Below are 15,762 nucleotides of genomic sequence, written 5' to 3'. Positions count from 1 at the left end.
TGACGGTCTGCGCCGACTTCGAGCCGGACTAGACGGCGGCTCCTGCGAGGGAGAGGGCGTCGGCGGTCAGCTCGACAGAGCGCAGGCGTTCGGCGATCTGCGGCGACTGGTGCGCCACGATCACCTCGTCGGCGTCGGCGGCCGACGCGAAGTCGGTGAGAAAGGCGGCCACCTCGGTCGGAGTGCCCGCCGCCGAGTACTTCATCATGTTGGCGAGCTGGCGCCCGTTCGGCGTGGTCAGGAAGGCGTCGATGTGCTCGTCGCTGTACTCGGGCGAGGCGGCGCCGCGCGAGATCATGCCCCGCACGCGCGACCGGCGGGTGGTGGCCAGCTGCTCGCGGGCGTCGTCGCCGTTCTCGGCGGCCACGACGTTCGCGCCGGCGATGACCCATGGCTCGCTGAACACTCCGTCGCCGGTCAGGTCGGCCGGCTTGAACTCGCGACGGTACAGGGCGACGGCCTCGTGCAGGGCGTCGGGCGAGAAGTGCGAGGCGAAGGCATAGGGCAGCCCGAGCATGGCGGCGAGCTGGGCGCCGAACAGCGACGATCCGAGAATGTAGAGCGGCACGCGAGTGGATGCCCGGGGCACCGCCTGCACGCCCGCGATGCGCGACTCGCCCCACAGGTAGCCCTGCAGCTCGACGACGTCTTGCGGAAACGACTCGGCCGACATGGGGTCACGCCGCATTGCGTGCATGGTGGCCTGGTCACTGCCCGGCGCCCGGCCGAGGCCGAGGTCGATGCGGCCCGGAAAGAGGGTCTCGAGGGTGCCGAACTGCTCGGCGATGGTGAGCGGAGCGTGATTCGGCAGCATGATTCCGCCGGCGCCCAGCCTGATGGTCGACGTCTGCGCGGCGACGTGCCCGATCAGCACGCTCGTGGCCGACGACGCGATGCTGGGCATGTTGTGGTGCTCGGCGTACCACACGCGGCGGTAGCCGCTCTTCTCCGCGGTCTGCGCGAGGGCGACACTCGAGGCGAAGCTCTCGCGGGCCGTTTCGCCGGGGGCGATGGGGGCGAGGTCGAGAATGGAGAGGGGAAGCGTCATGCTCTTCTCAACCCCCTGCGCCCGCCTTTTCTTCCCGTCGCCCGCGCGCAACCCTGTCTTCACGCGGGGCGACGCGAGGGCTACCATGTGCGTATGTCGGCCTCCAGCGATGCATACGACGAAGTACTGGCCCGCGCGAAAGCGCACGCGCTCGAGTGGCTCGGTTCGCTCGACTCGCGCCCCGTGGGGCCCCGCCGAACCGCGGATGAACTGCTCGCGCAGTTCGCTCAGCCTCTGCCCGAGCATCCGACCGACCCCGCCGCGGTGGTCGACGAACTGGCCGAGCTCATCGAGCCCGGGCTGATGGCCATGGGCTCCGGCCGGTTCTTCGGCTGGGTGATCGGCGGCACGCTACCGGCCGCCCTGGGTGCAGACTGGCTGGTCAGCACGTGGGATCAGAACGCCGCCATGCGCCTCGCCACCCCCGGCACGGCCGCCTGCGAAGAAGCCGCCGCGGCGTGGTCGCTCGACCTGCTCGGCCTGCCCGCCGACAGCGACGTGGGCTTCACCACGGGTGCCACGATGGCCAACTTCGTCGGTCTCGCCGCGGCGCGGCAAGCACTGCTCTCTGAACGCGGCTGGGATGTTCGCAGCCGCGGCCTCGCGGGCGGCCCTGCCGTGCGGGTGTTCGTCGGCGCCGAGCGGCACGACTCGGTCGACCTCGCACTGCGGTACCTCGGGCTGCCCGCCCCGGTCGCGGTCGACGTCGACGAGCAGGGCCGCATCCGGCCCGACGCGCTCGCCGCCGCGATGGACCTGCTGGCGGATGCCGCACTCGACCCCTCGGTGACCGACGGGTCGAACGCGGCCGACGTGTTCACCATCGTCTGCCTGCAGGCGGGCAACCTGCACTCCGGTGCCTTCGACCCGATGCGGGAGTCGATCGCGGTCGCACACGCGCGGGGGGCCTGGGTGCACGTCGACGGCGCGTTCGGGCTCTGGGCCGCCGTCAGCGAGCAGTTCGCCGAGGCCGTCGACGGGCTCGACCTGGCCGACTCGTGGGCGACCGACGGGCACAAGACGCTGAACGTTCCCTACGACTGCGGCCTGGCCATCGTGCGCAACCGGGAGGCGGTGCGGGCCGCCATGGGTGTGCACGCGAGCTATCTGCTGAACGACGATTCGGGGCCGGGCGACCCGTTCGAGAAGGTGGGCGAGTTCTCCAGGCGCGCCCGTGGGGTTCCGGTGTGGGCGGCGCTGAAGTCGCTCGGCCGGGCCGGCACCATCGAGATGGTAGAGCGCATGGCCCAACGGGCGCGTGAGCTGGCCGACGGCATCCGGCTCATCGAGGGGGCCGAGGTGCTGAACGATGTCGTCTTCACGCAGGTCAGCATCAGTTTCGGCAGCGACGACCGCACCCGGCGGGTGACCGAGCTGCTGCTCGCCGACGGCGTGACGTGGATGTCGGGGTCGAAGTGGCACGGCCGCGTCATCCTGCGCATCTCGGTGAGCAACTACAGCACCGACGAGGCCGACGTCGAGCGGGCGGTCGACGCGGTGCGCCGGGCGGTGGCAGCGGCCGACGTGCTGGTGGGGTGACGTGCGGGCGTGGTGGTCTGGTGACGTGCCGGTGGGCCGACCGCCGGGAGCGGGTGGCCCGGGCGGGGTTGTGTGCGGCTCTGGAGGAATGGATGCTCGCGCCGCTAGAGTGGCGGCATGTCGAACCTCAAGGCCCAGGCCTACCTCAAAGAAGCACGCGAAAGCGCCAGTCTCGCCGCGTACGACGTTCAGAAGTTCGAGTCTGACACTCCTGAGCGTCAGGCGATCCACAACCTGCTCACTGCGCTCGACAAGGTGATCGAGACGCTCGACGCGCTCGCCGACGACGAGCCCGTCTAGAGCGCTGCCCTCAGCCGGCCGTCGTCGTCGGTGATGCGCCCGGCCGCCACGGCCGCGGCGAGCACGCCGTCGAGGGTGCGCCGGCTCGCTTCGGTGAGCCTCGAATAGCCGAGCACCGACGCCGTCTCACGCAACAGGTCGTCGCGCCCCGAGCTCAGCGCCTGGCCCAGCACGAAGAGCATGGCGTTGGTGATCTCGGGAGGGTTATGTCGGCCAGCGCGCGGTCGTCGGTGCGCTGTGTGCGCCTGAATCCGCGCCACTGCTGCGGGTCGAGAGCGCCCGGCCACGCGATGTCGTCGACGACGGTGATCGACCGTCGGATGACGCGGGCAAGCTCCTGGCGTTTCGCTTCGCCGATGCGGCTGAACCCGAACCGGCGGCTCACCGTCGACACGAGGCGCTGCAGGGGAATCGGCCCCTCCACGTCGACGATCTCGGTCGCGATGCGTGCGATCACGGCAGCTGCCGCGGCCATGTTGCCGAGCGCGGACTGCGCCGCCACGACGCTGTCGGGTGCGACCTCAAACACGGGGATCGGGGTACCCTCGGCCGGTGACGCCGGTGACGCCGGTGACGCCGGTGACGCCGGTGAGGCCGGTGAGGCCGGTGAGGCCGGTGGGGCCGGTAAGGCCGTAGCGGTCGTAGCGCCCGTGGCGGCCGCCGCGTGTGAACGGGTCGGCGCATCGTCTGTCGGCGCATCGTCTGCGGGCGCATCGTCTCCGGGCGCCGCCACGGCCGGGCCGCCGGCGATCGGCGCACTGGAGGCCGAACCTGTGGTGACGGCCGCGCCGGCGACAGCGGCCTCGGCCGCGTCGTCAGCGGGGGGTAGGGCAGCAGCGGCCACCGGGCGCTCGAGCAGCTCGATGAGGCGGCGCAGGGCGCCCGCGCGGTCGCGCAGCCAGCCGGGCAGCCACACGCGGGTCACCTGGTTCCACCCCATGATGTCGACGAGCAGCTGCGACGACCCCTCGCGGTCGGTGACGGTGGGCCGCGAGTTGTAGCCGGGGCCGTCGACCATGACCGCGAGCATCCACTTGTCGGCGCCCGGCGTGCGAACGGCGAGGTCGACCTTGAAGGCAGACATGCCGAGCTCAGCCTCGACCTCGTAGCCGGCCGCCACGAGGTCGGCCGCGATCTCGTCGACGAGCCGGCCGCGGTTCGAGAACGCGTCGACCTGGTTCACCGAGCCGGGTGAGACCCGGGTGGCGGCGAACTCGAGGTAGGTCTTGAGGTCGGCGATGCCCTGCGCGCTCGACCGCTTGAGGTCGATGTCGGCGGCGTCGAACGAGCTGAACAGCACGATCTGCTTCTTGGCACGGGTGACCGCGACGTTGAAGCGCCGCTCGCCGCCCGCGAGGTTCAGCGGGCCGAAGTTCAGCGGCAGAACTCCGGTGGCCGGGTCGACCGAGAACGCCAGCGAGAACAGGATGGTGTCGCGCTCATCGCCCTGCACATTCTCGAGGTTCTTGACGAACAGCTCGCTGCCGGCCTCGGCCGTGAGAGCCTGCTGCACCAGCAGGTCGGGCGAGTCTTCGAGCATGTTCAAGATGAGGTCGCGCTGCTGGATGTTGAAACACACGACGCCCAGCGAGTCGCCGCGGGTCTCGGGGTCGCGCAGACGCACCGCGATCTCGTCGACGATCGCTCGCGCCTCGACCTCGTTGGTGCGGGTGCGGCCGCGGTCGAACACCCCGTCGACGCGACGCCAGCCCACGCCGGCCCCGGGGTCGACGCCGGGCGACGGCAGGCTGACGAGACGGTTGCCGTAGTAGCGGGCGTTCGAGAACGCGATGAGGCTCTCGTCGCGGCTGCGGTAGTGCCAGCCCAGCCAGAGCTGGGGCAGGCCCGACTCCACGGCCTCGGTCAGGATGCTCTCGAGGTCTTCGACCACGAGCTCCTCGCCCTCCTCGGGCCTGTCGGGCGTGCTCTCGACCTGCATCACCCGCGTCGGCGGCATCTGCTTCGAATCGCCCACCACGACGACCGCGCGGCCGCGGCCCATGGCGCCGATTGCCTGCGAGACACGAATCTGCGAGGCCTCGTCGAAGATGACGAGGTCGAACTCGAGCGAGGTGGGGTCGAGGTAGTGCGCGACCGAGCCGGGACTCATCAGGAAGACGGGCGAGACGGCCAGCAGGGCATCCGGATACCGCCGGGTGATCTCGCGAAAGCTCAGCCCGCCGCGTTTGCGCTCGAGCTGCCGGCCGAGTTCGGCGACCTCGCCGCGCAGGTTCGTGCGGTCGAACGGCCGTCGTGCGACCAGCGTCGCGGGCCCGATGCCGCGCAGCAGCTCGCGGCTGGCCGCGCCGTTCTGCAGGAACGAGGCGACGGCGCGGTCTTCGGCGTCGGCGTCGAAGGCGTCGAGACCGGATGCGCGGCGCCGTTCATCGAGCGAGGTGCGGGCGAGGCCGCGCAAGAGAGCCTCTGGCGCCTCTGCGGCGGGGATGCGTGACGAGACGAGCTGGTCGGCGAACGCGGTGAGACCGGATGCCCGGATCGACTCGATGAGCCGCCGGCACTCGGTGAATCGCTGCGGTTGCAGGGCTCCCGTGGCCGACACATCGGCCCACCACAGTGGTGCGTCGGTGTGCCACGCCTCGACCCAGTTGCGGCCGGCCGACCACTGCAGCACCCGGTGGGCGGCGTCGATGGGGGGCGTGGCAGTGGCAGGGGTAGGGGCAGGAGCGGTGGCAGGGGTAGAAGCGGTGGCAGGGGCAGGAGCGGTGGCAGGGGTGCCGCCCGTCGCCGAGGGAAGCAGCGAGGTGGTGGGCTGATGGGGCGGCGCGGTACCGCTGCCGCCCGTCGCCGCGAGCCAGCGTTGCCAACTCGCCTCGACGTCGGCCAGCGCCGCCTGTTCGGCGGGCGTCGTCGAGTCGAGAGCCGCGTAGGCCGCGGGTGCAGCACGATTCAGCCAGACCGCCTCGAGGGAGACAGACACGGCCGCGTCGAGCTGCGCTGCGGCGGCCGTGCTCGCTGGAGGTGTACCGGCGGGGGGTGTGCCGCCCGCAGCGGCGCCGTACGCATCCGCGCCGGTGGCGGCGGTGTCGTACGCGTCTGTACCGCTGGCAGCGGTGCTGTATGCGGCTGTGCCGGTGGCGGCGGTGCTGTATGCGGCTGTGCTGAGGGCGGCGGTGCTGTACGCGTCTGTGCCGGTGGCAGCGGTACCGTACGCATCCGCGCCGATGGCAGCCGTGCCGTACGGCTGCCACGCGGGGTCGACGAGCAGGCCCTGAATCGCTGCCAGCTGCGCCCGCAGCGGCACCGCCTCGGCCTGGGCGGCGGCGATCGCACGCAGCGCGGGCGTGACAGCGGCGCCCTCGATCGGCGTGCGCGACACCGACCGCAGCTGTTCGACGATCGGCTTGCGCCGCTGCTCGGCGAAGAACCACGACTCGTCGAGCTTCGCCGAACGCTCGATCAGTGCTGCGAGATCGGGCAGTTCGAACGCCCCGGGTGTGACCTGGGCGAGAATCGCGGCGTGCCGGGCCGCGTAGGCGGCCGTCGCCTGCCGCAGGGCGTCGACGCTCTCGCGCCAGCTCGGCCGGTCGATGTAGGCGAGGTGTCCGGTCGCGGGCAGGCGGCCGGCCTGGCGTGCGTCGAGCAGCCGCAGCACGAGCGGCAGAGCGCCCGCCGGTGTCACCGAGGTTAGGGCCGCAGCCCACGCGGGCCCGAGCTCGGCGAGACGGCGTTCGGCGGCCGCCAGCTCCTGCAGCGCGGCGGTGAGAGTGGCGGCGTCGAGGGCGGCGGGTTCGGTGGCGCCCACGATGACCCACGGATGCCCGGCACGCAGCCCGAACCGGGCCGCGGCCTGCGCGAAACCTCGCGTCAGCTCGGTGACGTCATCGGCGCCCGCGCCGGCGTTGCCCGCGTTCGCCGGCACGCCACTGGGCCCGACCCCGCTCGGGTCGGCCGTGCTCGCGCCGACCCCACCCGCGCTCGCGCCGACCCCACCCGCGCTCGCGCCGACCCCACTCACGCCGGCGCCGCCGCCGCGCCCGGCGAGCCACGCCTCGGGAACCTCCGCCACCGGCCCGTCGCCGAGGGCGCCGAGGGCGTCGTAGGCGCTCCAGAGCGACTGGCCGGCCGCGTTGCGGTCGTGTACGAGGTGCGGATAGCGCGACAGGGTCGAGACGGCTGAGCGCAGCCGGGCATCCGTCGCCGCCCACCGGCTCTGGTCTGCGGTGACGGCGGCGTCGAGTGAGGCCTTCAGCTGGTCGCGGATCGACTTCATCGACTGCTTCGACCCGTGCAGCTCGAGCCCGAAAACGCCGAGCCCCACCGCGTCGAGCCGGCGCTTCACGACCTCGAGCGCGGCCTGCTTCTCGGCCACGAACAGCACCTTCTTGCCTTCGCCCACGGCGTGCGCGATGAGGTTCGTGATGGTCTGCGACTTGCCTGTGCCGGGAGGGCCCTCGAGCACGAACGACTGCCCGCTGGTGGCGCGCACGATGGCGGCGAGCTGCGATCCGTCGGCGGCGATCGGCAGGCGCAGGGTCTCTTCGTCGATCACCGGGGCGGCCGATGCGGCGGGGTCGTCGAACGACTCGCCGGGTCTCTCGACGAGGTGCTTGACCACCGGCCGCTCGAGGAGGTCGCTCCAGTTGGCGTCGAGGTCTTTCCAGATCTGGAAGGTCGAGAACCGCAGGATGGCGAGGCTCGCGGTCTCGTCGATGCGGTACGGCAGACCCGCCTCGACGAGACGCGACCGGATGCCGGCGAACACGGCCCCGACGGCGATGCCGGAGTCGTCGAGCGCCGGACTCGCCAGCTCGTCGAGATCGAGACCCTTGGTGGCCCGCAGCCACTCGAGCAGGCAGAGGTTGGGCTGGGCGATGTCGTCGCCGTCGAGCTTCATCGAGTAGGGCGTGAATGCCAGACCGCCGGTGAGACGCATCGGCAGCAAAAACAGGGGAGCCCGGGCCTCGCCGCCGCCCGACTTCTCATGCACGAGGGTGCCCAGCGTGAGGTAGAGGTAGTTGCTGCCCGTCTCCTGCTCGAGGGTGTCTGCTTCGCGCTTCATGGCTCGGAGCTGTGCGCGATGCTTGATGTCGTCGCGGGCGGTGAAGACGGTGTGCGTCGACCTCAGCAGCGTCGCCATCACGTCGGGTGCGATCTCGTTGACCCCCCGGTCGCCGGCGAGCTTCTGCAGCTCGGTCGAGTCGACCGCGCCCATCAGGCGCAGGCTCTTGCCCGAGTGGGCCAGGTCGTCGAGGGTGGGCAGCGATCCGCCGGGCACGATGAGGTCGAGCACCTTCGAGGTGCGGGGCATGTTCAGCAGCGGGTTGCGCAGGCTCAGGTCGAGCAGGTCGCGCTTCCACGCCTTGAAGCGGGCGGGGGAGTCGTCGTGCGAGTCGAGCACGCCCCGCACCACCTCGTCGTCGCGGGCGGCGGCGGTCAGGTTCTTCAGGCTCGACTTCGCGACGAACGGCCGTTCGAGGTCGGCGGCGGCCTGCAGTGCGGCCTCGGCGTCCGCTGTGGCACCCACCCCAGTGGCACCGAGCACGGCGCCACCGAGCACGGCGCCACCGAGCACTGCGCCACCGAGCACTGCGCCACCGAGCACGGCGCCGGCCAGCCCGGTGAACCCCGGCATCGGGCGCACGCCGTCGAGACGGGCGCGGGTGATGTCGACCATGTCGCGCAGCCGGTCGAACTGCTGCCTGAAGTACTCGGCTGCCCGCTTCGACGCATCGCGAAAGTCGAGGCTGCCCCGCCCGGGCCCGATGGCGGTCAGCTCCACGGCGTGAATCGCGTCGATCTCGACGAGGTTGGTGAGCACGTTGACGTTGTCGAGCGTGGCCGTGTCGCCGTACTTCTCGCTGGTGTAGAAGCCTGCGAAGGCGTGCCCCGCGGTCAGGAAGATCACCGGGAACAGCCCCGACGCCTCGAGGCAGGCTGCGTACAGCACCGACAGGTCGATGCAGGTGCCGAAGCGTTCGGCGAGCACCTGCTCGGTGGTGCGCACCTTCTGGCCCGAGAGCTCGAACGAGGCGGGCGGATTGATGTAGGTGATCTCGCGCGCCCGCAATGCCTCATAGAGTGCCCCGCCGATCTGGGTGGCGCGCACGGGGCCCGACTGGTAGCCGTCGAGCGAGCCGTTGCCGGTGCGCTTCAGCAGCAGGTCTGACGCGGCGCGCAGAACGCTGGTGACGGCGGCGGTGTTCGGCTGCACGAAGGCGGCCAGGGCGGCGTGCAGTCCGGGGTAGTTGAGGAACTCGTTGAATGCGCTCACCTCGACGGCGGCGACGATTCGAGTCTCGGCGCCTCCCACCGGCCCGACCGAGAGCGTCAGCGTGGCCGGCGTGGCCTCCGCCGCGCCCGAGATGAGCGGGGCGAACTCGGCGAACGCCGCACGGTCGGCACGGGCATCCACCCGCTGGGCGTCACCCGGTGCCAGCGCCCCCACCGGTCGCCGCCACTCGGCGGCGCTCGCCCGGCCGGCCACCTGCAGCGTGGCGCGCAGTTCGAGCGAGTCGAGTGCCCCCGCCGTCTCGTTGTGAACCACCAGGCTCCGGATGAACGGGATCCCGCTCGACACCAGCGACGAGTTGACCCGGGGTTGCAGTTCGACCTGCAGGCGCACGCCGTTCAGAGCGGCGTCGAGCACCTCGTAGATCTCGTTCTGCACGGGCATCCTCTGCTGTCGTCGGCCGGTGTGGATGCTCTCAGGCTAACAAGACCGCCCGACGCCGGTTGCGGCGTCGCCGCGTATCGAACAGCCCTCCCGACGCCGGTTGCGTAGCGGCGTCGCCGCGTATCGAAACCAGCGCCGGGGGTACGGGGGTCTCGATACGCTCCTGCGGAGCCACTCGACAGGCGAAGTCACTCCTTCGAGTGCCGCCAGGCGCGCTCGAACGGCAGCCGCCAGGCGTTCGGCGCGATGAGCTGGTGAATGGCGTTGGGGCCCCACGTTCCGGGCGCGTAGGTGCGCACGGGCGGCGGGTCTTCGAGCAGCTCCGCTGAGATCTCCCACAGCCGCTCGATGCCCTCCGCAGTGGTGAAGAGCGTGTGGTCGCCGCGCATCGCGTCGAGAATGAGCCGCTCGTAGGCCTCGAGCACGTCGCCCGCCCGCTCGTGGTCGTGCAGCGCGAACTGCATCGAGAGCTTGTCGAGCTTCATGCCCGGCCCCGGTCGCTTGCCGTAGAACGACAGCGACACCTTCGACGCGTCGGCGAGGTCGAACGTGAGGTGGTCGGGCCCGCTTTTGCCGACGCCCGACCCGGCCGGGAACATGCTCTTCGGCGGCTCGTGGAACGCGATCGAGATGATGCGCTGCCCCTCGGCGAGCTTCTTGCCCGTGCGCAGGTAGAACGGAACGCCCGCCCAGCGCCAGTTGTCGATCTCGACCTTCAGCGCCACGAAGGTCTCGGTCTCCGACTCGTGCGAGACACCCGGCATGTCGCGGTACCCGCCGTACTGGCCGCGCACCACGTTCGCCGGGTCGATGGAGCGCATCGAGCGGAAGACCTTGTTCTTCTCCTCGCTGATCGCGGCCGGCCCGAGCTCGGTCGGCGGCTCCATCGCCATGAACGCGAGAATCTGGAAGAGGTGCGTCACGACCATGTCTTTGAACGCGCCGGTCGACTCGTAGAACTCGGCGCGGCGGTCGAGGCCGAGTGTCTCGGGCACGTCGATCTGCACGTGCGCGATGAAGTTGCGGTTCCAGATCGGCTCGAACAACCCATTGGCGAAGCGGAACGCGAGGATGTTCTGGGCCGGCTCCTTGCCCAGAAAGTGGTCGATGCGAAAGATCTGCGCCTCGCGGAACGTCTCGTGCAGCTTCGCGTTGAGCGCGACGGCGCTCGGCAGGTCGGTGCCGAACGGTTTCTCCATGATCACCCGGGAGTGGTCGACGAGGTCGGCGTCAGACAGCATCTTCACGACGGCGAGGGCGGCCTTCGGCGGCACGCTCAGGTAGTGCAGGCGGCGTGCACCCTCACCCAGCAGGGCCTCGGCGTCGCGCACGGCCTCGGCCAGGGCATCCGGGCCCTCGTTCTGCCCCACGTAGGTCAGCCGCGACGCGAAGCTCTCGAGCTGCTCTTCTGACAGCGGGCGGGTGCTGAACTCGTGGCAGGCCTCGATGGCGAACTCGCGGAACGATTCGTTGTCGTACGGTTCGAGCGAGGTTCCGACGATACGGATGCTCGGGGCCAGCGACGAGAGCACCAGATGCGCCATGCCGGGGATCAGTTTTCGTCTCGCCAGATCGCCCGTGGCACCGAACAGCACCACGACATGCGGTGCGATGGCGGTCGAGAGGTCGAAGCGGTCGGGCTCGTCGGGAATCATGCTCACCCTCGACATAGTGGCAGCGCGCCCGCTACCGCAGGGTGGCCGCAAACAGACCGTCACGTGAACGAAACATGCCGGTATTCTGCTCGTGTCGCGGGTGGCGGGGGGTTTCGATACGCGCGGCTTCGCCGCGCTACTCAACCGGCGGGGTTGTGGTCGAGTGGGCCCGCGCAGCGAGCCGCGTTCGTCAACCGGCGGGGTCGGTGGTCGAGTGGGCCCGTGAAGCGAGCCGCGTTAGTCAATCGGCGGGGTCGCTGGTCGAGTGGGCCCGCGCAGCGAGCCGCGTTCGTCAATCGGCGGGGTCGCTGGTCGAGTAGGCCCGCGCAGCGAGCCGTATCGAAACCTCACTTTTGCATACCCGCTTCATAGCATCGGCATGGGCACCGCATAGCGCCGCTTCGTACTGTCTCACACAGACCCCATACGAAGGAGCCCCATGTTCGGCACATACCTCAGGCGAGAACTCGTCAACAGGCGAAAACAGACCATCATCATTTCGATCGGAATGGCGCTCGCCATCGGGCTGGTCATTCTGGTCAACTCGATCTCGGCGGGAGTGCAGGGCGCGCAGGCGTCTGTGCTGCAGTCGGTCTACGGTGTCGGCACCGACATCACGATCAGCCAGGCGGCGGCCGCCCCGACCGCCGGCGCGAACCCCGGCGGCCAGTTCGCCTTCGGCTCGGGCTCGGGCGCCACCTCGGGCGGCACCACGACGCTCAGTCAGTCGACGCTCACCGCCAGCCGCACCGAGACCGTGTTCGCCGACACCGCGCTCGCCACCGTGCAGGGCACGGCGGGCGTCTCGGCCGCCACCGGAACCCTGTCGCTCACCAACCAGACCTTCAGCGGCCAGCTGCCCGACCAGTCGACCACCGGCGGAACCGCAGACGGAACCACCGGCACCCAGGGTGCCCCCGCCGCGGGTCAGGCCCCGACAGGAGGCGCCGACGGTGCCGGCGGCAGCGCGTTCGACGTGAACAGCTTCACCGTGCTCGGCCTCGACCCCACCGGCAGCTCGGTCGGCCCGCTCTCAGCCGTCACCCTCGCCACCGGCCGGCTGCTCGACGCCTCTGACGTCGGAACCGACAACGTCGTGCTCGACTCGAGCTACGCCACGTCGGCCTCGCTCGCCACCGGCGGCACCATGGACATCGGCGGAACCACGTTCACCATCGTCGGCACGGTCTCGTCGACCGGCTCCGACAGTGTCACCGCGTCGAACGCCTACATTCCGCTCGACGTGGCCCAGACGCTCTCGAGCAACGCCGGCATGATCAGCAACATCTACGTCACCGCCGCCAACTCGGGCGACGTCGACACGGTCGCCGCCGCACTGCAGGCCGCGCTGCCGACCGCCACCGTGAGCACCCAGGCCGACCTCGCGTCGACCGTCTCGGGATCGCTCTCGACCGCCTCCTCGCTCATCGCCAACCTCGGCACGTGGCTGTCGATCCTGGTGCTCGCCGCCGCCTTCCTGATCGCGATCCTGTTCACGATCTCGGGCGTCACCCGCCGCACCCGCGAGTTCGGCACCCTGAAGGCGGTGGGCTGGAGCAACCGGCGCATCGTCAGCCAGGTGGCCGGTGAATCGGTCGTACAGGGCCTCATCGGCGGTGCCATCGGCATCGTGGTCGGCCTGATCGGCATCATCGTGGTCAACATCATTGCCCCCACGCTGAGCGGCTCGGCCGCCTCGACCACCACCGCCGGAGGCCCCGGCGCGGGCGGCGGCCCCGGCGGCGGCGGCTTCGGTGCCGCGGCGTCGGCTGTCGCATCGACCACGGTCACGCTGCAGGCGCCGGTGACGATCGGCATCATCCTCATCGCGGTGGCGCTGGCCGTGCTCGGCGGGCTTCTCGCCGGCGCTATCGGTGGCTGGCGTGCGGCCCGGCTGCGGCCCGCCGAGGCGCTTCGGTCGGTGGGCTAGGGCGCGGCATCCCAGACCTGCCCGCCTCGCCCTGCGGCCCCGGCTCACGCCGCCCGTCGCATCACCCGCCCACCCCGACCGTCGCAACACCCCACTCTCAACGAAACGCAGAGGAGCCAGACCATGTACGAACTCACGAACGTCACGAAGACCTACAACGCCAGCAAACGAAAGGTCACGGCGCTCGACGGCGTGAACCTGAGCATTCCCGACGGGCAGATGGTGGCCATCCAGGGCCCCACCGGCGGTGGCAAATCGACGCTGCTGCAGATGCTCGGCGCCCTCGACCGGCCGAGCTCGGGCGAGGTGCAGCTCGGAACGTCGATGCTGTCGAAGCTCGGCGACCACAAGCTGGCCGAGATCCGCGCCAAAGAGATCGGGTTCGTCTTTCAGGGGTTCAACCTGATTCCGACCCTGACCGCCCTCGAGAACGTCGAGACGGCGCTCGCGCCGCTGCCGGTGTCGGGCGCCGAGCGTCGGTCGCGGTCACTGGATGCCCTGGCCTCCGTCGGGCTCTCCGAGCGCTCGTCGCACCTGCCTGCCGAGCTGTCGGGCGGACAGCAGCAGCGCGTGGCGATCGCCCGCGCGCTGGTCAAGTCGCCCGACGTTCTGCTGGCCGATGAGCCCACCGGAGCCCTCGACGAGGGCACCCGCGACGAGATCATGGAACTGCTCGAGAGCTTCTGGCGCGACCAGGGCCTGACGCTCATCATCGTCACGCACGACTCGGCGGTGGCCCGCCGCGCCGAGCGCCGCCTGCACATCAAGAACGGAAAGGTCACCGAGGTGGGCACCTCATCGAAGGTCGGTGCCCGGTCGGCGCCGGGCCCGGCGGCCTCCGCTGCCCCCGCGGCGCCCGGCGTGGCGCCCGCCACGGCGCCCACTGGCGCTGAGCCTGCCACGGCGCGTGCCGCCGATTCGGGCGACGAGTCCGAGGCCGCCTGACTTCGTCCCTTCCGGAGACAGGCTGAGCGCGGAGGCGGCCGGTGAGACTGGGGTTGAATGGGAGAGTGAGTTCTTCCCTGGTAGCGGCGCTGCGGCGCGACCTGATTACATCGTCGTTCAGTGTCGAGACGGTGGGGGCGCTGTGGGGCGAGGAGGCCGCAGCGGCGCTGTTCCGGGGGCAGCGGTTGCCGGCAGTGCGAGCGTTGCAGCGGCGGCGGGCCGAGGGTGTGCCGGTGTCGCGGGCCGAGACGCTGGCGACGCTGTTCGTGCTGAACGAGCCGGTGGAGCGGGCGGCGACGGATGCCGCACTGCCCACCCTCGGCTCCGCGGGCGCCGAGCAGCTGGGTCTCGTCGGCCCGGCCCCCGCGCCGGCCACTGGCCAGGCGGCGGTCGACGTCGTAGACCCGCTCGTCGCGCTGCTCGACCTGCGCCCGTACAGCTTCGTCGACGCGCTCGGCGCGGGCAGCTGGTGGATCGTCTCCGACCTCGGCGAGCTGGCGCTCGGCGGCCGGCCGCTCGGCGTCGACCATGTGCTGGGGGTCGGTGGGGCATCCACGACTCTCAGCGGCCTGATGATCACCGAACCGGTGGGGCGGGTGCTCGACCTCGGCACGGGGTGCGGAATCCAGGCCATGCACGCCTCGCGCCACGCCAGGAGCGTCGTCGCGACCGACATCTCGACGCGCGCCCTCGAGCTTGCGGCGCTGAACGCCGAGCTGAACGCGATCGACAACATCGAGCTGCGCCTCGGCAGCCTGTTCGAGCCGGTCGCGGGCGAGCAGTTCGACCAGATCGTGTCGAACCCGCCGTTCGTGATCACCCCGCGCGGCGAGGATGTTCCGCAGTACTAGTACCGCGACGGCGGGCTGGTGGGCGACGATCTGGTGGCGACGGTGATGCGCGGCTGCGAGGCACACCTCGCCCCGGGCGGAATCGCGCAGCTGCTCGGCAACTGGGAGTACCGCGAGCCCGGTGCACGTCGAACGACCTCCACCGGCAGCACGCCCCGCGGCCCGGGCAGCGACCCCGGCGAGGGCTCGGGCGACGGCCTCGAACGGGTGCGCGGCTGGCTTCAGGGCAGCACCCTCGACGCGTGGGTGATCGAGCGCGAGCTGCAGGATGCTCCGCAGTACGCCGAGACCTGGATTCGTGACGGCGGCACCCGCCCCGGCACCCCCGCCTTCGAGCCGTTGTACGCGGCCTGGCTCGACGACTTCGAGGCGCGCGGCGTCACGCACGTAGGCTTCGGCTACGTGCTGCTGCGCCAGAGCCGCGCGCCGCGGCCGTTGCGCCGCTTCGAGCGCCTGACCGACGCCCGCGGCTCGAACCCGGCCGGGCTCGGGCAGTATTTCTCGACGAGCCTCGAGGGTTACGACTGGCAGCAGGCGCTGAGCGACGAAGCGCTGCTGGCGTCGACGGTCACCTACGCGCCAGACGTCACCGAAGAGCGCCACTACTGGCCCGGCCAGGAGAACCCGACGGTGATGACACTGCGTCAGGGCAGCGGGTTCGCCCGCACCGTCTCCCTCGACACGGCGTTGGCCGCTCTGGTCGGAGCCTGCGACGGCGACCTCACCATCGGGCAGATCTGTGGCGCGATCGCGCACCTGCTCGAGGTCGACGAGCTCGAGCTGCTCGTCGACGTGCTGCCGCGCGTGCGCGAGCTGCTCATCGACGGCTTCCTGCTGCCCGCTTAAGAGAGCCCGCTCCC

7 protein-coding genes and 2 pseudogenes are annotated in these 15,762 nt (G+C 70.9%); 5 read left to right on the top strand and 4 right to left on the bottom strand.

Features of this window, described 5'->3' with window-relative positions; genetic code table 11:
• Positions 1-28: 28 nt before the first annotated feature.
• Positions 29-1,048: an LLM class flavin-dependent oxidoreductase gene (locus V3W46_RS05545; protein WP_331782099.1), complete on the bottom strand. Its 1,020-nt coding sequence runs from the start codon at positions 1,046-1,048 to the stop codon at positions 29-31.
• Between the two features lie 93 nt (positions 1,049-1,141).
• Here V3W46_RS05545 and V3W46_RS05540 point away from each other — a divergent pair, with 93 nt between their 5' ends.
• Positions 1,142-2,587 (top strand): pyridoxal phosphate-dependent decarboxylase family protein, encoded by a 1,446-nt coding sequence (locus V3W46_RS05540; RefSeq protein WP_331782098.1) that lies wholly within the window; start codon positions 1,142-1,144, stop codon positions 2,585-2,587.
• A 117-nt stretch (positions 2,588-2,704) separates the two neighbouring features.
• Positions 2,705-2,887 (top strand): hypothetical protein, encoded by a 183-nt coding sequence (locus V3W46_RS05535; protein WP_331782097.1) that lies wholly within the window; start codon positions 2,705-2,707, stop codon positions 2,885-2,887.
• Here V3W46_RS05535 and V3W46_RS05530 read toward each other — a convergent pair.
• From V3W46_RS05530 to zwf, 3 genes are all read right to left on the bottom strand, one after another.
• Positions 2,884-3,069, bottom strand: a complete 186-nt coding sequence (locus V3W46_RS05530; RefSeq protein WP_331782096.1) for a hypothetical protein — start codon at positions 3,067-3,069, stop codon at positions 2,884-2,886. The genes V3W46_RS05535 and V3W46_RS05530 overlap by 4 nt on opposite strands.
• Complete coding sequence (locus V3W46_RS05525) at positions 3,042-9,515, bottom strand: DUF3320 domain-containing protein (RefSeq protein WP_331782095.1); 6,474 nt, start codon at positions 9,513-9,515, stop codon at positions 3,042-3,044. Before V3W46_RS05525 ends, V3W46_RS05530 begins: the two co-directional genes overlap by 28 nt.
• Positions 9,516-9,709: 194 nt before the next feature.
• On the bottom strand, positions 9,710-11,176 hold the full coding sequence (zwf, locus tag V3W46_RS05520) for a glucose-6-phosphate dehydrogenase (RefSeq protein WP_331782234.1): 1,467 nt from the start codon (positions 11,174-11,176) through the stop codon (positions 9,710-9,712).
• A gap of 439 nt (positions 11,177-11,615) precedes the next feature.
• Between zwf and V3W46_RS05515 the strand changes: the two genes are divergently transcribed.
• From V3W46_RS05515 to V3W46_RS05505, 3 genes and pseudogenes are all read left to right on the top strand, one after another.
• Complete coding sequence (locus V3W46_RS05515; RefSeq protein ID WP_331782094.1) at positions 11,616-13,106, top strand: ABC transporter permease; 1,491 nt, start codon at positions 11,616-11,618, stop codon at positions 13,104-13,106.
• A gap of 123 nt (positions 13,107-13,229) precedes the next feature.
• Positions 13,230-13,895 (top strand): annotated as a pseudogene (locus tag V3W46_RS05510) (ABC transporter ATP-binding protein); the annotation flags it as partial.
• Between the two features lie 203 nt (positions 13,896-14,098).
• Positions 14,099-15,748, top strand: a pseudogene (locus tag V3W46_RS05505) (DUF7059 domain-containing protein).
• Positions 15,749-15,762: the final 14 nt, after the last annotated feature.

The organism is Subtercola sp. YIM 133946, from assembly GCF_036553535.1.
Lineage (GTDB): Bacteria > Actinomycetota > Actinomycetes > Actinomycetales > Microbacteriaceae > Subtercola.
The sequence above is the reverse complement of the archived record's forward strand: the minus strand, read 5'-3'. Positions and strand labels throughout refer to the sequence as shown.